The 17,682-nt window shown below is 74.5% G+C and carries 15 protein-coding genes; 4 read left to right on the top strand and 11 right to left on the bottom strand.

The features are described 5' to 3' along the window. Positions 1–164 precede the first annotated feature (164 nt). Positions 165–737 (bottom strand): flavoprotein, encoded by a 573-nt coding sequence (locus O7603_RS29000; RefSeq protein WP_281572899.1) that lies wholly within the window; start codon positions 735–737, stop codon positions 165–167. Positions 738–753: 16 nt separating this feature from the next. Beyond that, entirely contained in the window at positions 754–1,983 is a 1,230-nt protein-coding gene (locus O7603_RS28995) for a helix-turn-helix domain-containing protein (protein WP_281572898.1), read from the bottom strand. A 248-nt stretch (positions 1,984–2,231) separates the two neighbouring features. Here O7603_RS28995 and O7603_RS28990 point away from each other — a divergent pair, with 248 nt between their 5' ends. Further along, positions 2,232–2,903 (top strand): bifunctional DNA primase/polymerase, encoded by a 672-nt coding sequence (locus O7603_RS28990; RefSeq protein WP_281572897.1) that lies wholly within the window; start codon positions 2,232–2,234, stop codon positions 2,901–2,903. 384 nt (positions 2,904–3,287) lie between these two features. Here O7603_RS28990 and O7603_RS28985 read toward each other — a convergent pair whose 3' ends face one another. Genes O7603_RS28985 through O7603_RS28965 form a run of 5 tightly spaced genes read right to left on the bottom strand, consistent with a single transcriptional unit; the run spans position 3,288 to position 9,563 of the window. Next, on the bottom strand, positions 3,288–4,010 hold the full coding sequence (locus O7603_RS28985) for an FAD:protein FMN transferase (protein WP_281576851.1): 723 nt from the start codon (positions 4,008–4,010) through the stop codon (positions 3,288–3,290). Between the two features lie 49 nt (positions 4,011–4,059). Then, positions 4,060–4,656 (bottom strand): FMN-binding protein, encoded by a 597-nt coding sequence (locus O7603_RS28980; RefSeq protein ID WP_281572896.1) that lies wholly within the window; start codon positions 4,654–4,656, stop codon positions 4,060–4,062. 22 nt (positions 4,657–4,678) lie between these two features. Then, positions 4,679–6,097 carry a ferredoxin reductase family protein gene (locus tag O7603_RS28975; protein WP_281572895.1) on the bottom strand — a complete coding sequence of 473 codons (1,419 nt, stop codon included), beginning with the start codon at positions 6,095–6,097 and terminating at the stop codon, positions 4,679–4,681. Further along, positions 6,094–7,473: a DUF1501 domain-containing protein gene (locus O7603_RS28970; RefSeq protein ID WP_281572894.1), complete on the bottom strand. Its 1,380-nt coding sequence runs from the start codon at positions 7,471–7,473 to the stop codon at positions 6,094–6,096. Before O7603_RS28970 ends, O7603_RS28975 begins: the two co-directional genes overlap by 4 nt. Positions 7,474–7,481: 8 nt before the next feature. Continuing rightward, entirely contained in the window at positions 7,482–9,563 is a 2,082-nt protein-coding gene (locus O7603_RS28965; protein WP_281572893.1) for a DUF1800 domain-containing protein, read from the bottom strand. A 511-nt stretch (positions 9,564–10,074) separates the two neighbouring features. On the opposite strand from O7603_RS28965, the gene O7603_RS28960 reads away from it, so the two are divergent. Further along, positions 10,075–10,332 carry a DUF3040 domain-containing protein gene (locus O7603_RS28960; RefSeq protein ID WP_281572892.1) on the top strand — a complete coding sequence of 86 codons (258 nt, stop codon included), beginning with the start codon at positions 10,075–10,077 and terminating at the stop codon, positions 10,330–10,332. Between the two features lie 146 nt (positions 10,333–10,478). Here the strand turns inward: O7603_RS28960 and O7603_RS28955 are convergent, their stop codons facing one another. Continuing rightward, the gene (locus tag O7603_RS28955) at positions 10,479–11,378 is read right to left on the bottom strand and encodes an SWIM zinc finger family protein (protein ID WP_281572891.1); all 900 of its coding nucleotides are present in this window, start codon (positions 11,376–11,378) and stop codon (positions 10,479–10,481) included. Continuing rightward, positions 11,375–14,632: a DEAD/DEAH box helicase gene (locus O7603_RS28950; protein ID WP_281572890.1), complete on the bottom strand. Its 3,258-nt coding sequence runs from the start codon at positions 14,630–14,632 to the stop codon at positions 11,375–11,377. Before O7603_RS28950 ends, O7603_RS28955 begins: the two co-directional genes overlap by 4 nt. Before the next feature lie 62 nt (positions 14,633–14,694). Between O7603_RS28950 and O7603_RS28945 the strand changes: the two genes are divergently transcribed. Then, positions 14,695–15,567 (top strand): carbohydrate kinase family protein, encoded by an 873-nt coding sequence (locus tag O7603_RS28945; protein WP_281572889.1) that lies wholly within the window; start codon positions 14,695–14,697, stop codon positions 15,565–15,567. Positions 15,568–15,580: 13 nt separating this feature from the next. Here O7603_RS28945 and O7603_RS28940 read toward each other — a convergent pair whose 3' ends face one another. Further along, positions 15,581–16,102 (bottom strand): DinB family protein, encoded by a 522-nt coding sequence (locus O7603_RS28940; protein ID WP_281572888.1) that lies wholly within the window; start codon positions 16,100–16,102, stop codon positions 15,581–15,583. A 125-nt stretch (positions 16,103–16,227) separates the two neighbouring features. Here O7603_RS28940 and O7603_RS28935 point away from each other — a divergent pair, with 125 nt between their 5' ends. Continuing rightward, positions 16,228–16,434 (top strand): hypothetical protein, encoded by a 207-nt coding sequence (locus tag O7603_RS28935; RefSeq protein WP_281572887.1) that lies wholly within the window; start codon positions 16,228–16,230, stop codon positions 16,432–16,434. A 31-nt stretch (positions 16,435–16,465) separates the two neighbouring features. Here O7603_RS28935 and O7603_RS28930 read toward each other — a convergent pair whose 3' ends face one another. Continuing rightward, positions 16,466–17,608 (bottom strand): polysaccharide pyruvyl transferase family protein, encoded by a 1,143-nt coding sequence (locus tag O7603_RS28930; RefSeq protein WP_281572886.1) that lies wholly within the window; start codon positions 17,606–17,608, stop codon positions 16,466–16,468. Between the last annotated feature and the right edge of the window lie 74 nt (positions 17,609–17,682).

Here is a 17,682-nt window from a genome sequence, read left to right as displayed (position 1 = left end):
GGCGTCGGGCCGGGGCCGGGCGGCGCCCGCCCGCTCGCGCCGGCGGCGTCGGACCGGAACCGAACGGCGCCCGCCCGCTCGCGCCGGAGGCGCCGGACCGGGACCGAACGGCGCCGGCCCCACGCGGACCAGCGGCGGCGGGCCGCGACCGGGCGGTGTTCGGGTCAGACCACGGGGCAGAGGCGGGCGCGCAGCGCGGTGAGCCCGACTCCCCAGGGGAAGGCGTGCAGGTGGCGCTCGCCGGTGCCCGGTGGGTGCAGCGGAAAGACGTGGTCGCCGAAGAGCACCGTCACGCCCCATTCGTCCAGGCGGGCCAGGCCGGCCTGGAACGCCGGGTGGGCGGCCATCGCGGCGTTGGTGAACGGCACCGCCACGATCGGCACGCCCAAGCCCTGTGCCTCCACCAACAGCCCCAGGGCGAGTGTGTCGGTGATCCCGGCCGCCCACTTGTTGACCGTGTTGACGGTGGCCGGGCAGACGATCATGGCGTCGGCCGGCGGCAGCAGGTCCGGATCGCCCGGCTGCTTGTAGTGCATTCGCACCGGGTGGCCGGTCTGCCGGAGCAGGGCCGCCTGGTCGACGAACTTCGCGCCGTCCGGCGTGGTGATCACGCAAACGTCCCAGCCGTCCTGCTGGGCCAGGTCGACCAGCCGGCCGACGTACCGGGCCAGCGGCGAGCCGCAGGCGATGACGTAGAGCACCTCGCGGCGCCCGTTGCTGGACTGCGGGCCGGACATCACACCGGCTCCGCGCTCATACCCCTACTCCCATGTGCTCAGCCAACTCCGCAATCGGAGAAGGCGGCGCACCACGTGTGCGACGGAGGACGTCGGACATCACCTCGTGGGAGATGGGCCGGCACCGGATCTCGGACGGCGCGAGGCGGTCGCCACGCAGCAGCATCTCGCCGGCGTTGGCCACGTCGCCCATCTGGGCGTAGCCGCGCGCGATGTCGAGCAGGTGGTGCGCGCGCCGCTCGGGCAGCAGCGCGTTGAACGCCGGCTCCTGGATCTTCAGCTGGTGCACCTCCACGGCCCGTCCGCCGTCGCCGAGTTCGACGGCCGCCGCGGCGCGATGCAGCTCGAGGTTGGTGGGCCCGAACGAGGTCCAGTAGTGGTTCTGGTCGCCGCCCAGCAGGACGGCCGCCTCCTGCGCGCCGCTGATCAGGTCGTCGACGGTGGCCGAGTCGCCGATCCGGGCGGCGGCCATCGCGCCCTGCAGCAGCAGCATGCCGTAGACGGAGAGCCGTGCCGGGGAGGCGTCGTTGGCGCCGCCCGGCGCGAGCCGGTTCGCGATGGTGACGTTCAGCTCCAGCGCCGGACGGGCCCGGCCCATGGCGACCAGCGCGTTGCAGACCCGGGTCGTGGCGACGCCGGCCAGCAGCGGGTCGTCGGCCCGCTGGGCGACCGCCATCGACCGGTCGGCGGCCAGCCACGCCAGGTCGCACTCGCCAAGTTTGCGCAGCACCGAGGAGGCGATCTGGTAGACCTGCCCGAGCAGGTGGGCGGCCTCGCGGGCGTCGTCGCCCCCGTAGCCGGCGTCGGCCGCCTGGGCGTCGCGCAGCAGCTTCGGCAGGGCCCGGGTGAGCATCCCGTACCGGCCGTACTGGTAGGTGAGCCACGCGTGGTTGACGGCCTTGCGCATGTCGGCCAGCGGCGGCGGGTACGGCGCGGCGTCGAAGTACGCGCTCATCGAGTCGTACCGCTCCAGGGCCGCGCGGATCTCCTCGACCTCGACCTGGTCGATGCAGTTCAGCGCGTCGGTCCGCCGCTCGGGGTCCTTGCCGAGCAGCAGCTGCACGTCGACCTGGAGGATGTCCGCGATCTCGTAGAGGACCGAGAACTTGTCCAGCCGGCGCACGCCGCGCTCGACCTTGTCGACCCAGCTCTTGGACTTGCCCAGCCGGTCCGCGAAGACCTGCTGCGACATCTTGCGGCGGCCCCGCCAGTAGGCCACCCGTCGGCCTATGGGCAGCTCGTCCATCTCCCCATCCCTCCCCCTGTCCGAGATCCAGCCGAGAACCGGATGACTTCCTCGCGATCGTGGGGCGCGCGGTACGTCTCAGGTTTTCGCTGGTCGCACAGCTTGTGCGTCAGCCGTACAGCCAGTCCTCATAGTTTTCGTGCAAGTTGCATCAGCCGTTCGTCAACTCAACGATCGCGGGTTACGGCAGTGACGGCGCTCAACGTAAGACGCGACGCACAGCGGGCCCGACGAGGGGAGATGGCACCATGTGGGGGAATGTCGGCCCGCGGGTCGCGCAACTGTCGCCACTGGAACGGGTCCGGCTGCGCCGGATCGCGGTGCGCTACGCGGCGCACGGCTGGGCGGTGACGCCGGGCGCCTGCCTGGCCCGCAGTCGCTTCGTCTGCGGGCGCGCCGGCTGCCCGACGGTCGGCTGCCACCCGGCCCTGGAGAACTGGGAGCACGCGGCCAGCGTCGACCCCGCCCGGGTCGCAACCTGGTGGCGTACCAGGCCACACGGGGTGCTGCTGCCCACCGGGCGGGCGTTCGACGTGCTGGAGGTGCCCGCCCACCTCGGCCGGCGGGTGCTGGACGCGGTGCAGGTCCACCCGGCCGGCGCCGGCGTACGGGGACCGGTGCTGGTGACCCCGACCGGGCGGTGGATGTTCCTGGTCCGCCCCGGCGACCCGCTGCGGCCGGAGTTGGAGCACTGCTTCCACGTGGTACGGCACGGACCCGGCTCGTGGATCCCGGCGCCACCCACCCGGTTGCCCGAGGGCGCGGTCCGCTGGGCCGTCGCGCCCGAGCAGGCCCGCTGGCAACTGCCCGACTCCTACCTGGTGCAGAACACCCTGATCGACGCCCTGCGGGCGACCGGGGTCACGCTCACCTCCGACCTGCTCCCCGGGCACCTCCCGCTCCCCCGCCGGGGCATGTGACCCGCTGCGGACCGGACGCGCGGCGGCAGCGTCGCCGGGGCGCCCCTCCTCGTTGAGCACGGCGACGGGGCGAACGCGCCCCGGGGAGCGGGGAAATGATGTCCACCGACGACACCGCACCGCAGACCGGCGGCACGGAGCCGCCGTACCGCAGCCGCCCACGGCACCGCTGGGCCGGCACCCGTCCCGCGGGCTCCCGCCCCGGCCGCCCGAGACCGACCGGCACCCGCCCGGCCGGCACCCACCGCCCCACCCGCTGACACCGCCCCACCCGTCTCCCGCGATCTTGCAGTTCGCGCCCCGGCACAGGCGGGCATACCGGGTGAACCGGGGGCCGAAAGTGCAAGATCGCGGGAGCGAGGCGGGCGGGGTGCGAGCGCCGGGTCAGGCGGCCAGCGGGAGGGCTGTCGAGTGCAGGAGGCGGGCGTCGTCGGTCACGATCGCGTGGGTGTGGCCGGGAAGCCGGTCCAGCCACCCGATACCGGCCACGCCCATCGCCACCGCCGCGGTGGCGTACGCGTCGGCCACCCCGAGATCCGGTCCGACCACGGTGACCGCCCGCAGGCCGCTGGCCGGGGCGCCCCGCCGCGGGTCCAGCACGTGGTGGCCGCGCTCGTAGACCCCGGAGGTGGCCACCGCCAGGTCGGTGCCGGTGAGCACCAGGCAGGTCGCCGTGGCGTCCCAGGGATGCCGCACGCCGACCCGCCACGGCCGGCCCGTCGCCGCGTGGCCCCGGACCCGGACGTCGCCCCCCGCGTTGACGCAGTGGTTGGCCGCCCCTGCCGCGAGCAGCCGGTCGGACGCGACCTGGGCGGCCCAGCCCTTCACGTAGCCGGACGGGTCGAGCCCGCCGGTGGCGTACGCGTCGAAGAACCCGTCGGTGGCCGCCCACAGGTCGGCGCAGGTCGCCAGCACCGCCCGCAGGTCCGCGGAGGCCTCGGAGAGCAGCAGTTCGCCCCGGTCGAAGCGGCGCACCTCGCTGCACGCCCGGTACGTGCTGAACCGCGCGTCCACCTCGCGCATCCAGTCGAAGACCTGGTCGGCCAGCTCGTGCAGGGTCGGGGCGGGCAGGTCGTCGGCGAGATCCAGACTGATCGCCGTACCCATGATCTGCTCGACCCGGTGCAGGCCGGGCCGGGTCAGCGGCGCGGTCATGTCAGCGGGCCTGGTCGATAGCGGCCTGCAACGACTGCTGGTAGGCGGAGCTGGTGGCGGTGGCCCCGGAGACCGTGTCGAGGTCGGCGCCCTGGCGCTGCACGACCTGCCCCGAGGTGCCGCTGTAGGCGGCGTCGACCCGGTCGCTGCGTTGGGTGGACTGGCCGCCGTCGGGCAGCTCCAGGGCGACAGCCTTCGTGATCCGGGTGCCGGAGACGGTGATCTGCACCTGGACGTTGCCGTACTCGTTCGACACCACCGGACCGCTCACCGTGCGGGTGGTGCTCGTGGTCCGCGGCGCCGCCGTGGTGCGCCTCGGCGCGGCGGTGGTCGGTTTCGTGCTGGCGCCGCCGCCGCGCGTGCCCGGCGTCCGGCCCGGCGTCGCGCTCGTGCCCGGGCGGGCTGACGCCGGGGCGGCCGAGGTGGCCGGCGCCGGGGCGGCCCCGGACGGCTCCGCCACCGGCTCCGCGGGCAGGCCGGACGCCTGACCCACCGGGACGTCCCGGGCGGTCTGGCTGGCGTCCGGCGAACCCTTCAGCACGACCAGGGCGGTGGTGCTGGCGGCCAGGCCGGTGATCGCGAGGAACGCGCGACGCATGGGTGCCTCTACTCTCCGACGGCTACAGCTCGAACGTGGCCAGGTGGATCTGGCGGCGGGACACGCCGGCCTCGCGCAGCGCCCGCACCGACTCCTCGACCAGACCGGGCGGGCCGCACAGGTAGACGTCCCGGCGGTTCAGGTCGGGGACCAGTTGGCGGAGCCCGTCCGGGCTCATGACCTGGCGCGGCCCGGGGTCGTCGCGGCGGCCGATGACGTACCAGATCGAGGTGTGCCGGGCCTGGGCCAGCCAGTCCAGCTCCTGGTGGAGCAGCACGTCGGCCGGTGTACGGGCGCGGTAGATCAACGCCGCGCCCGGCGGCAACTCCTCGAGCATCGCCCGCAGCGGGGCGATGCCGCTCCCTCCGGCGATCAGCAGCGCCCGCTCGCGGGTGCGGTGCGCGGCGGTGAACGTGCCCGACGGGCCCTCCGCCCAGACCAGCGTGCCGGGGTCGAGGCCGCGCAGGTCGGCGGTGTGCGATCCGACCACCTTGACGGTCAGGCGCAGCCACCGGCCGTTGCCGGCGGCGGACAGCGAGAACGGGTGCGACTGCCACCAGCAGCCGCGGGTGAGGAACCGCCAGCGGAAGTACTGCCCGCCGAGCAGGTCCGCCTGGTTCAACCGGCGGCCGGTCAGGTAGATCGAGATGGTGTCCGGCGTCTCCGCGACCACGTCGGCCACCCGCAGCCGGTGCCGCAGGTTGAACCGCAGCGGCGCGACGAGCCGCCCCCAGACGAGCGCGGCGAGCACCAGCAGGTACGCCGCGATCCAGCCGGTGCGGACCGGGCCGGGCTCGAAGAGCTGTGCGCCGTTGCTGAACTGGTGGGCGAAGCCGAGCAACAGCGCACCGTAGCTCGTCAGGTGCAGGTGGTACCAGAGCTCGTACGGCAGCACGGTGCGGATCGCCCGGATCCCGGTGAACCCGACCAGCACCAGGATGCCGGCGGCCGCGAACGCGCTGACCATGTCCTCGTAGTCGCGCAGCAGCACGCCGACCTCGCCGACGACGGAGTTGCCCTCCACGTCGGCGTAGGCGACCACGATCAGCGCCATGTGGGCGAGCACCGCGACGAGCAGCGTGGCGCCGAGGTCCCGGTGCACACGGGAGATCCGCTCGCCGCCGATCCACCGCTCGAGCACGCCGAGCCGGCTCATCATCAGCACCTGCACCAGCAGCAGGTAGCCGGCCACCAGCCCGGTGATCCGACCCGCCGCGGTCAGGAGGTCGGCGGTGGTGGCCAGCGAACCGGCCGGGGTGTCCAGCCACCAGGGCAGCACGCCGGCCACCAGTCCCACCCAGAACAGGGCGGACAGCGTCCGGCGACCGCCGGGGCCGCGCCGCGGCGCCGCCGGCGGTGGCGGTGGAGGGAACGGCCGGCCGCCGTACCGGGGGTAGGTCCCGGTGTGGCGGCCGGCCGCGTACGTGTCCTGGTGCGTCACGCGTACAGCTTCATCGGGGCGTACTTCTGCCGCGGGAAGATCTTGTCCACCTCCGCGTTGGTGAGCCCGAAGCGGCCCTGCGCGACGGCCCCGTAGACGTTGAACATGTTGTTGTACTCAGGTACGTCGCCGGAGTCCAGGTCGTTCAATCCATTCCAGGTGCCGAGCAGCGAGCCGGCCAGCTTACGCCCGGAGAGCAGGGTGATCACGCCGCCGTGGCCGTGGTCGGTGCCCCCGCTGTTGGAGGCGACGCGCCGGCCGAACTCGCTGGAGACCATGACGGTCACGTCGGCGGCCTGCGGCCCGAGGTCGGTGAAGAACGCGGCCAGCGCGCCGGCCAGCTCGCCGAGTCGCCGGTGGAGCTGGCCGCCGGAGCGGGTGCCCTGGTTCTCGTGGGTGTCGTAACCGCCCATGCCGACGGTGGCGACCCGCACGTTGGCCCCGCCCTTGATCAGTTGGGCGAGCTGTTGGAAGGCGTAGCCGACGCCCTCGTACTTCACGCCCTCGGCCGGCTGGTAGGGCTTGGCGGCGAGCTTCTGCGCGGTGGCCAGCGCGCCGAGCCCGGACTGCACGGCCTCCTCGACGGGGTGGTTGATGCCGGTGAAGAGCCCGCGGATCGCCTTCTCGGTGGCGGCCCGGTAGCGGTCGTCGCCGTTGAGCCGCAGCGACCCGACGCTGTTCAGGGAGAGCGCGCCGTTGTTGCCGACGAGCGACCGCGGCAGGGTGCTGCCGATCCCGACGCTGCGGAACGCCGTGCCCTTGCCCAGCGCGTCGACCAGGCTGTCCAGCCAGCCGCGCCCCCCGGTCTCGTTGGGCAGGCCGCCCAGGTTGCAGGCGTCCGCGGCCTGGAAGTGGCTGCGGGACAGCCGCTCGTCGGAGACGGCCGGGATGAAGCCGAGCTGGCCGGCCTTGAGCCACTGCTCCAGCGGCTTGAACGCGCTGGTCAGCTTGAAACCGCGGCCCAGGGCCAGGGAGTCCTCGCCGAGCAGCAGGTCCGGCCGGGCCTTCGCGAGCACCGGGTCGTTGGCCGGCGCGACCAGGCTCAGCCCGTCCAGACCGCCGTAGAGGAAGACGTGGATCAGGGTGCCGGTCTTGGTGGCGGCGAAGGACGCCGAGGTGGTGACGAACTGGGCGGTGGCCAGCGCGGTGGCGGTGGCGGCCGCGCCGGCGACGAAGGTTCGCCGGGTGACGCCCCGCCCGTCCTGCTGGGCCTCCTCCAGCTCCTCCAGCCGGCGGTAGCGGTCGGCCTCGGCGGCGTTCTCGGCGGCCACGACGTCGGCCTCGGCCCGCAGCAGTGCCTCGGCCGGGTTGTCGGCCAACCGCCGCAGGTCCGGGCAGTCGGGGTGCAGGGGGTAGGTGTACACAGTCTTCTCCATCGGGTGCCTCACCGGAGGTGGTGCTGGGGGGATGCGAGGATCGCCCGCGCGACGGCGGTGATGGCCCCGTTGAACATCGCGTCGACCTTGGCGCCCGCGGGCACGCCGGCCACGCCGAGGATCAGCGTCTTCTCCCGGGCGCCCAGCTTCTGCCCCACGAGGCGCTGGGCGAGCGCGTCCACGTACGCCCCGGCGGTCGCCGGCGGCCTGGCGACCAGCTTCTCCGGCTTCACGTACGTGAACTGCGTGCGGTAGCCGGCGACCAGCTCGCCCGCCTCGTTCCACCCGTTGACCATGCTGCCGGCCGAGGTCCAGGCGACGTAGACGTCCGGGTAGCCGTCCGGGGTGGGCTGGCCCATCGGGTACTGCCCCAGCTCGCGCAGCTTGTCGTGGATCTGCCGCAGGCCCCGGGCGAACGGGGTGCGCTTGTTGTCGCCGTTGTCGTGCTTCGGCGACGCCTCCGGCGAGACCCCGAGGGTGCGGTACGTGGCCACCAGGTACTCCATCGGCCGGCGGACCTTCTGCCCCACCGCGGCCCAGAACTCCGACGAGCTGAACATCGTCATGAGCACCGGCTTGATCATGCCCTTGTTGGCGGTGTACGTCTTGGCCAGCCGGTCCACCAGGGACTTCGGCGGGGTGTCCGAGACGAAGCGGGTGGCGAGGCTCTGCGCGACGTACCGGGCGGTCGACGGGTGCAGCGCGATGTAGGTGATGTACGCGTCGATCGCCGCGTCGGCCTTCTTCGGGTCCTTCGAGTTGTTCTCGTGGGTGAACCCGAGGATCTTCACCTTGCCGACGTAGTGCCGGTCGGCGCGGAAGACGTACTTGCCGTCGTCGACGCCGCGGCCGGTCTGCAGCAGGGCCGCCTGCCGGACGTCCTTCTCGGTGTAGCCGCCGTCGACGCCCACCGAATAGAGCTCCAGGTTCTCCCGGGCGAGGTTCTCGTTGACCGCGTCGGCGCGGGAGTCGTTCTGGTTGAGGTAGACCAGCAGGGCGGGGTGCCTGTTCGCGGCGACCAGCATCTCCGGGTAGCTGCCCATCGCGTGCGCCCGGATGACGTCCCGGTCGAACGAATTCCGGTAGACCTCGCCGCCGTCGAAGTCCGCGGCGACGTGCAGGAAGTCGTTCCAGAAGTCGACCATCACCTCGAACAGTTGGCGCTTGGACCAGATCTGCCGGGCGAGGGTGGCGTCCACCATCTCCCGCTCCGGCTGCGCGCCCCGCTCGTTGAGCTGGTCCCGCTGGTCGCGCAACTGCTGCACGGAGAGTTTGAGGGTGGGCAGTTCGGCGAGCTTCAGCTCGGCTCGGCTCGGCGCGATCTGGTCCGAGGCGAACTGCGCCCGGATCCAGGCGTCGATGCCGAGGCGCTTGATGTCGGCGACCACCTCGGGGGTCGGGCCGAACGTGGCGCGCCGGGCCAGGTGCAGCACCGGGTCCTTGGCGAGCACGGTCTTCACGGTCACCTTGGTCGCGGCGGCCGCGGCGGCCGGCCCGGAGAACGAGCGACCACCGGACGGGGCGTTCTTCTTCAGCGCCTCGCCGGCCCGGGAGCCCATGTAGCTCTCGTTCTGCTCGGTGTAGGTGCGCACCGTGCTCGGCTGCTGCCCGCTCGGGCGGGCGGCGGTGCCGTCGGTCACCGTGGTGCCGGTGGCGTCGGCCGCCGCGTCGTCGCCGAAGAGGTCCCGCAGCTGCGGGGTCATCGCCAGCGCGGCGCCGCCCGCGACCACGGCGGCGGTGCCACCGAGGGCGGCGAGGGCCCGGCGTCGGCCGACGCCGCGGCCCGGCTCGCCGTCATCATCCAGCTGGGGCAGTCCGCCGCCGACGGTGCGGGCGGGGGCCGGCCGGCCGAGGCCCTCGGGGCCCACCCACTGTGGTCCCTGCGGTGCCGGACCGGGATGGCCCACCGGGGTGTACGAGGTACGCGGGTCGTCCTGCGTCGGGTATCCGCCCTGGTGCGGGTCGGGTGCGTCGTACCCGTACCGGGCGGACGCGGTCAGGTCGTGGTACCCGCCGGGGGTGGGGTGCTGACGTCCGTCCCAGCCGCGGTCGTCCCGCGGTCGACGTGGTGGCACGTTCTGGTCGGCCATGTACCAATCCCGATTTCTGCTGAGCGCCGACACGCTGCGACCGGGCAGTGGTGGCAGCGACGGCGACTGATGCCTGAGGGGGTTGCCACGGGAAGGTAACCAAGGGGTCCGGTGCGGACAAGGCGCACCGAAAGGCCTCGTGAGGGCACTTAAGACAGCCCTCAGCACGTGGTGGGCGGTCCAGCCGGACGGCCGTCCGGTTACCACCGCCCCGAGCAGGGCGTACCCGCGCCGGGAAGCCGTCGGTGTGACATTTTCGCCGCCCGCGGCGCTTCTGGGCCCGTTCACCGGCACAGCCAAACTTAAGGCTCGGATAAGCCGGTGCTGAGGCGTCCCCGGGGGTCCCCCGGGGAGCCCCACGGGGGTCCGCGTGGGGTGGGCCGGAAATCCCCTACGCCCGGCGGGCGTCGGCGCTGGCGGAGCGGGAAAAGTACCGGCGGCGGACGGCGTGAGCCGCCGTCGCAGCGGGTATGCCGCCGAACCGCTGAACGCGTGAGGGGAAGGCACCGCCATGCTCAGCAAAGAGGATCAGCGCAGGTTCGAACAGATCACCCGCAACCTCCGGGAGACCGACCCGGCGTTCTTCGCCCGGTTGGACAACCGGGCGAAGGGGCGCCGCGGCCGGTATCTGATGCTGTTGACCATCCTGCTGTGGGCCTCGCTGCCGGCGATGACCGTGCTCGCCGGACGGCTGGCCGGCGCGATCTGCGCCGTGGTGCTGGTGGCCAACGCGGTACTCATGTGGCGCTTCCGCCGCCGCTGGCTATGAACGCCGTGACCGCGGCCGCCGGTCACGGCGCGACGACGAGCCCGACCGCCCGCCGGTCGCGGCGCGACCGACCTGACCACGGGCCGGTCGCGCCGCGACCGACGAGCGCGACGGCGTGAGCGCACGACCGGTCCGGGCGGACGACCTCAGCGGCCGAACGCCCGGTACGCCCGGCGCAGCCGCTCCACCAGGCCGGGCCCGCCGATGGCGGGAGCCGGCGGGCCGAGCTGTCGCAACAGCAGATCCGGGCCGGTGGCGAGGCTTGGCGGCCGGTCCGGCAGCGGCACCGGTGGCAGCCAGAACCGGTCCGCCACGTCGGCGATCGGCGCCGGTGGCAGACCGGCCAGGGCCCGCGCCGCACCGACGGCGGGTGCCGCGGCCGCGGTGACCTCTCCGGTCGCACCGTCCTCGTGGGACGGTCCCGGAGACGGGGCGCCGGTGGCCTCGGCGCGCAGGGCACGGAGCCGGTCGAGCAGCTCGGCCCGGCCGCGTCCGCGCCAGTGCAGCAGCTCGAACGGGTCGGCGTCGAACGCCTCGGCGAGCAGGTAGAACGTGGCCGCGAGGTGCTTGCACGGCACCGCGAAGTCCGGGCAGCTGCACCGCTGGGTCAGCTCGTCGATCCCGGCCGGGAAGAGCGGCGCGTCCGCCTCGGCGAACACCTCCTCCAGCTCGGCCGGCAGGTCGCCGGCGAGCAGTCGGGCGCTGAAGAACGCCTGGGCGGCCAGGTGCGCCTCGATCCGCTCCCAGAGCGCCGCCGGGAACGCGGGCAGTCCGATGTGGACGTCGTACGGCTTCGGCCGGGAGCCCTGCACGACCGCGGTCACCGCGCCGGGGGCGATGTCGAGGCGGACCACCTGGCCGGCCCGTGCGTACGACCGGCCGCGGGTGAGCCGCGTGCCGAGCGCGAAGGACTCCAGCACCTCCAGGAAGCGTCGCGACCACCACGACCGGCCGATGGCGCCCCGGGTGCTGCGCGCCCTCAGCCCGCCGTCGACCCGGCGGGGCCGCCCGTAGTCGGCGAACCGCCCGCTCGGTGACTCGCTCACTCGACCACCGCCCCGGACTCCAGCGCGAACAGCTCGCGCAGCTGCGCGGTGGACAGCTCGGTGACCCACTGCTCGCCGGTGCCCACCACCTGGGCCGCGAGGTTGCGCTTGTCCGCGATCAGGGCTGCCACCTTCTCCTCCACCGTGCCCGCGCAGACGAACTTGCGGACCTGCACCCGGCGGCGCTGGCCGATCCGGAACGCCCGGTCGGTGGCCTGGTCCTCCACCGCCGGGTTCCACCACCGGTCGACGTGCACGACGTGGTTGGCCGCGGTCAGGGTGAGCCCGGTGCCGCCGGCCTTCAGCGAGAGCACGAAGATCGCCGGCCCGTCCGGGGACTGGAACCGGGTCACCATGGCGTCCCGGTCGGCCTTGCCGAGCCCGCCGTGCAGGAACAGCACCTCGCGGCCGAACCGGGCGGAGAGGTGCCCGCGCAGCATGCCGCCGAACTCGGCGTACTGGGTGAAGAGCAGGGCCTTCTCCCCCGCCGCGAGGACCTCGTCGAGGATCTCCTCCAGCCGGGCCAGCTTGCCGGAGCGACCGTCCAGCGCCGAGCCGTCGCGCAGCAGCTGGGCCGGGTGGTTGCAGACCTGCTTGAGCCGCGTCATCGTGGCCAGCACCAGCCCTCGCCGCTCGATGCCCTCGCTGGACTCGATCTTCGCCAGCATGTCGTCGACCACCGCCCGGTAGAGCGACGCCTGCTCCGCGGTGAGGTTGCAGACCACCTCCATCTCCAGCTTCTCCGGCAGATCGGAGATGATCGACGAGTCGGTCTTGAGCCGGCGCAGGACGAACGGACCGCTGATGCGGCGCAGCCGCTCGGCCACCTCGGCGTCGCCGTGCCGCTCGATCGGCTCGGCGAACCGCTTCTTGAACGTCGCCGCTGGTCCGAGCAGCCCGGGGTTGGCGAACTGCATGATCGACCAGAGGTCGGCGAGCCGGTTCTCCACCGGCGTGCCGGTGACGGCGACCCGCTGCCGGGCCGGTAGCGCCCGGACCGCCTCGGCCTGGCGGGTGGAGGCGTTCTTGATCGCCTGCGCCTCGTCGACCACCACCCGGTGCCAGTCGATGCCGGCCAGCGCGACCGCGTCGCGGGCCGCCACCGAGTAGGTGGTGAGGACCAGGTCCGCGCCGTGCACGGCCGCGGTGAACGCCTCTCCCCGCGCCCGCTCGGCCCCGTGGTGCACGTGTACGCGCAGCTCCGGCGTGAACCGCGCCGCTTCCCGCTGCCAGTTCCCGACCAGCGACATCGGACAGACCAGCAGGGTCGGCCCGGCCTCCGGCGGGTCCCCGGCGAGCAGCGCGAGCAGCTGCACCGTCTTGCCCAGTCCCATGTCGTCGGCCAGCACCCCGCCGAGGCCGAGCGACTGGAGGAAGGCCAGCCAGGCCAGCCCTCGTCGCTGGTACGGGCGCAGCGTGCCGTGGAACGCCGGGGGCGGGTCCAGCGGGGTGAGGCGCCGCTCCACCGCGCCGGCGAGCAGGTCGCCGAGCGCCCCGTCGGCGGCCACCTCCAGCACCGGCAACGCCGCCTCGTCGTCGCCGGCGGTGAGCCCGAGCCGGAGCAGGTCGGCGACGGTCAGCTCGCCGGCCGAGCGGAGCAGCCGCAGCCCGGCGGCGAGCCGCCTGGGATCCAGCTCCACCCAGCGACCGCGCAGCCGGACCAGCGGGGTCTTCAGGGCGGCCAGCGACGCCAGCTCGTCGGCGGAAAGCGGCTGGTCGCCGAGCGCCACCTCCCAGCGGTAGTCGACCAGCGCGTCCAGGCCTACCCCGCCGCCGGCGGCGGCCACGGTGCCGGGCGCGGTCCGGCTCCGGGCCTTCAGTCGGGCGCCGAGCCGGGACGACGGGCGCTGCCACCAAGACGGCAGCAGCACCCCGAACCCGGCGGCGTGCAGCACCGGCGCGCCCTCCCGGAGGAACCGGTGCGCGCCCTCGACGTCCAGGTCCAGGGCCTCGGGTACCGCGGTGCGCAGCGCCGAATCGAGGTCGGGCCAGAGTCGGCTGGCCCGACCCAGCTCGGCGAGGAGCGTCTCCTGCGGACTGGCCGCCCGCCCGGCGAGCGCGGACACCGCGGCGGGGTCCCGCCACACCTGCCCGGCGTCGACGTGCAGGCTCGGCTCGTCGGCGGCCTGGAGCCCGAACTCCAGCCGCCAGCGGCCGCCGTCGGTCGACGGAACCGGCGCGGCGCCCGCACCGCCTCGGACGGCTCCCCGGGAGGCCCGCTCACCGCTGCCGTCGAGCGGCACGCCCGGTCCGCCGGCGAGGTGGTCCACCGTCGGGCGGGTGCCGGTCACCCGGGCGGGCGGGGCGGGAACGGTGACGACGACCGGTTCGGTGACCTCGTCGACGGGTGGTTCGACCAGCCGGAAGCTGGCCCGCACCGCGCCGCCGGCCGCGTCCCGCTGCCAGGCGTCCAGCTCGGTGCGGAGGGTGGCGAGCGCGGCCGGGTCGGCGGTGAAGTCCGGGCGTGGCCCGGCGAGCGCCGCCAGCCAGGCCGGCACCACACCGCCGGGCCGCACACCGCGCGCCAGCGCGGTCTGCGCGAGCGCCGCTCGGGCCGCGGCGTCCGTCAACGCGTCCAGCGCGTCGGCGACCAGGGCCCCGGCGGCGGCCTCCGGGTCGGCGGCCCGGGCGGCCGGCGGCAGGGCGAGGGCGACGGACCGGGCCCAGCCGGCGTCCGTGCCGGTGAGCAGCGGCCGCCATACCGCGCGGGCCGGGGCGTCGGCGGCGTCGGCGACCGGGGAGGCCCATCCGGCTACCGGGGCGGTGTCGGGGTCGGTGGCGGGCGGCTCGATGACACCGGGCAGGACCCGACCCCGGGCGACCAGATCGGCCGCGAAGTCGGCGACCTCGGCGAGGTGGCGCAGGGTCGCCCCGGGCACCGCCGGCAGCTCGTCCAGGGCGCGGAGCAACGGCAGGGCGGCGTCCGCGGCGTACCGCAGGACGGGGACCCGCCACCCGGCGAGGGTCATTCGTCCGCGGGCCGGGGCCGCGACGTCGGTCCGGATCAGCTCCGGCGAGTCGGCCGGCGCGCCGGCCCGGGTCGGCAGGGTGAGCCGCAGCGAGCCGAGCCCGGTCGGCTCGGCGGCCTCGGCGAGCGCCGCGGCCAGGGCGGGCTGGTCGGCGGCGAACGGGTGCGGACGCTCGCGGGGCGCCCGGCCCGGGCGCCGCGGGGGGTCCGCCGGCAGCCCGCTGTCCTCGGCCCAGACGGCGAGTTCCGCGGCACCGGGCAGCCACAACCCGTGGACGACCAGCACGCGCTCCCCCTCCCGACGCCCGGGCCCAGGATAGGCGGGCCGGACCGGCTACCGTCGGCGCCGTGTTCGACCTCCTCGTGATCGGTGGGTTGGGGGTGGACGTACGGGTCCGGGTGCCCGTGCTGCCGCTGCCGGTCGCCGACTCCCTCACCGTCGACCCGGTCGAGTTGCGGATCGGCAACACCGGGGCCGGGGTGGCGCTCGCCGCACACGCCCTGGGGCTGCGGGTGGCCGTGGTCGACGTGCTCGGCGCCGACCCGGCCGGGGACGTGGTGCGGGCGGCGCTGGCCCGGACCGGGGTGCGGCCGGTGCTGCTGGCGGACCCGGTCGGCACCCGCCGTTCGGTGAACCTGGTCGACCCGGCCGGGCGGCGGATGTCCCTCTACGACCCGCGCCCCTGGCAGGGCCCGCCGCCGCTGACCGCGGCCGAGCTGGCCGTGCTGGTCCGGGACGCGGCGCACGTCCACCTGTCGATCATGGATTGGACGATCGGCCTGCTCCCCACCCTGCGGGACGGTCTCGCCGACGGAGCCGGCCTGAGCACCGACCTGCACGACTGGGACGGCGAGAACACCTACCACCGGCCGTTCGCCGCGGCGGCCGACCTGGTCTTCCTGAGCGGGGTCCGGCTCGGCGACCGGGCGGCGGCGGTCGCGGCCGGGTTGGCGCCGCGTGCCGTCGTGGTGACGAGAGGCGCGGACGGCGCCGAGCTGCACCTCGGGGCGGGCGCGCCGACGCCCGTGCCCGCCGCGGTACCGCCGGGGCCGGTGGTGGACACCAACGGCGCCGGGGACGCGTTCGCGGCGGGCCTCATCGCGGCGACGCTGGGCGGTGCGGCGCTGGCCGACGCCGCGGCGTACGCCGCCCGGGTGGCCGCTGCCGCCTGCACGCACGACGGGATGGAGTATCCGCCGGGACTGCTCCCCACCGGGTAGAGCGGGCCGGTGGTCAGATCGCGCCCGTCTGCCCGTCGGTCAGTTCGCGGAGGATGTCCGCGTGGCCGGCGTGCCGGGCGGTCTCCTCGACCATGTGCACCAGGATCCAGCGCACCGACACCTCGCCGAGCTGCGGGTGGGGCACGACGTGGTCGAGGTCGAAGCCGGCGGCGACCGCGCGCGAACGCTCGCAGGCCCGCTCGTACGCGGTGGCGATCCGGTCGACGGTGTCCTCCGCGGTGACGGCGAAGCTGGCGACCGCGTCCTCCTCGGAGGTCAGGTAGACGTCGCCGGGGCCGGGGGCGAGCAGGCAGGGGAACCAGTTGCGCTCCACCAGCGTGAGGTGCTTGACCAGGCCGAGGAGGGTGGTCGCCGACGGCACCAGCCGGCGGGCCGCGTCGGCGTCGGAGAGCCCGCGCAGCTTGCGCAGCACCACGGCGCGGTGGAAGTCGAGGAAGGATTCGAGGACGGCGCGCTCGTCGCCGGTGCGCGCGAGCACGGGCCCGAGCGTGGGGTCGATCGTCGTCTCCGCCATGACCGGACGTTAGCCGGCCGTCGCGCTGCGCGCGGCCCCGCGATCCGCCGCGCTGCCCGCGCTGTCGACCCGCGCTGCCCCCGCTATCCGCTGCGAGGTCCCGCCCGGGAGGGCAGGATGGGCGCATGGCCTCAACGGTAGAGATCCCTCTGGTGGGCGGCGTGGCCGACGGGCAGACCGTCACCGTCGAGCTGGACAGCAACGGCCGGCCGCCGCTGACCCACCACCACCTCGGCGCGCAGGGGCTGGCCGAGGCGCAGATCTACGAGTTGGAGTCCGCCGTGGACGAGCCCTCGGACTGGCGCTACTGCTGGCGCGGCCCGGCCGTCTGAGGGGGCGGGGCCGGCCCGGCAGCGCGGCCGGTCAGGCGCGGCTGAGGCTGCGGGACCGGATGCTCTCCAGCACCGCCCGGGTGACCTGGGAGGTGCCTCGGGCCTGGTCGCACACCTCGGCGACCCGGCGGGCGGTGGCCTCGGCCCGCTCCTCGCGCTCGTCCCAGAGCCGGTCGACCTCGGCGAGCAGCGGGCCCTCCACCTCCCGCTCCACTCCGCGCAGCGCCGGTACGCCGAGTCGCTGGGCCAGGTCGAAGACCTTCCCCGCGTACGGCAGCGGGAGGAACGGCGTGCCCACCATCGCGGCGAAGATCAGGAAGTGCAGCCGCATGCCGACGGCCAGGTCGAAGTGGTTCATCAGGCCCAGCACCTGCTGGGGCGAGTACGTGCCGTGCAGGATGCGACCCCGCTCGGCGGCGATCATGTGGGAGAGCACGCCGTGCGAGTGCCGGATGTCGTCGCGTTCCATCGGGACGAAGAGCACGTACGCGTCGATCCGGTGCACGAGGAAGTCGCCGATCTGCGCCAGCAGCCGGTGGTAGCCGTCCACGTCCAGCCGTTCGGCGGCCCGGCCCGGCTCCCGTACGCTCATCCCGACCAGCCGCTTGCCAGCCGGCACCCCTTCCTCACGCAGCAGGTCGGCGGGGAACTCCGCGGGTTCCAGCAGGAACGCCGGGTCGGCGGTGACCGTGATCGGGTTGATCAGCCCGGCCTCCTCGAGCACCATCCGGGACTCTTGGTCCCGGACGGTCACCTGGGCGGCGCCGGCCAGGGTCTCCCGGACCATGCCGGTGTCCACCCCGTCGCTGAGCGGCCCGACCCCGACCGCGTAGGTGATCAGCGGCAGGCCGCGCTCCTGGGCGACCCGGACCACCCGCAGGTAGCGGCGGGCCTCCCGGTCGTAGAGGATGCCGCCGCCGCCGAGGATCAGCAGGTCGAGCTGGGCCAGGACCAGCGCCGAGTCGGTGCGGCTGACCCCCTCCCAGGGCACCGCCTCCACGTCCGGGTGGGCGACCCGGGTGTGTGCGGGGTCGCGGGAGAAGACGATGATCCGGGCGTTCGGCTCCTGCTGGCGCAGATCGGTCAGGAGCCCGGTGAGGATCGCCTCGTCGCCGAGGTTCCGACCGCCGTACGAGCCCAGCACACCGATGGTCAGTCCGGCGCCATGCGTCATCCGTCGCTCCTCCCGGGTGCGTCGGGGCGCGCTTTCCCGCTGGACTGGCGAACAGTCCTTCGCAGGTCAGCACC

This window comes from Micromonospora sp. WMMD812, assembly GCF_027497215.1.
In the GTDB taxonomy this organism is placed as follows: Bacteria; Actinomycetota; Actinomycetes; order Mycobacteriales; family Micromonosporaceae; genus Micromonospora.
This window is presented reverse-complemented; position numbering and strand designations above follow the sequence as displayed.

Excerpts from the sequence above, each read along its gene's own strand:
- O7603_RS29000 (WP_281572899.1), bottom strand. The coding sequence starts at position 737 with ATGTCCGGCCCGCAGTCCAGCAACGGGCGCCGCGAGGTGCTCTACGTC.
- O7603_RS28995 (WP_281572898.1), bottom strand. The coding sequence starts at position 1,983 with ATGGACGAGCTGCCCATAGGCCGACGGGTGGCCTACTGGCGGGGCCGC.
- O7603_RS28990 (WP_281572897.1), top strand. The coding sequence starts at position 2,232 with ATGTGGGGGAATGTCGGCCCGCGGGTCGCGCAACTGTCGCCACTGGAA.
- O7603_RS28985 (WP_281576851.1), bottom strand. The coding sequence starts at position 4,010 with ATGGGTACGGCGATCAGTCTGGATCTCGCCGACGACCTGCCCGCCCCG.
- O7603_RS28980 (WP_281572896.1), bottom strand. The coding sequence starts at position 4,656 with ATGCGTCGCGCGTTCCTCGCGATCACCGGCCTGGCCGCCAGCACCACC.
- O7603_RS28970 (WP_281572894.1), bottom strand. The coding sequence starts at position 7,473 with ATGGAGAAGACTGTGTACACCTACCCCCTGCACCCCGACTGCCCGGAC.
- O7603_RS28965 (WP_281572893.1), bottom strand. The coding sequence starts at position 9,563 with ATGGCCGACCAGAACGTGCCACCACGTCGACCGCGGGACGACCGCGGC.
- O7603_RS28960 (WP_281572892.1), top strand. The coding sequence starts at position 10,075 with ATGCTCAGCAAAGAGGATCAGCGCAGGTTCGAACAGATCACCCGCAAC.
- O7603_RS28940 (WP_281572888.1), bottom strand. The coding sequence starts at position 16,102 with ATGGCGGAGACGACGATCGACCCCACGCTCGGGCCCGTGCTCGCGCGC.
- O7603_RS28935 (WP_281572887.1), top strand. The coding sequence starts at position 16,228 with ATGGCCTCAACGGTAGAGATCCCTCTGGTGGGCGGCGTGGCCGACGGG.
- O7603_RS28930 (WP_281572886.1), bottom strand. The coding sequence starts at position 17,608 with ATGACGCATGGCGCCGGACTGACCATCGGTGTGCTGGGCTCGTACGGC.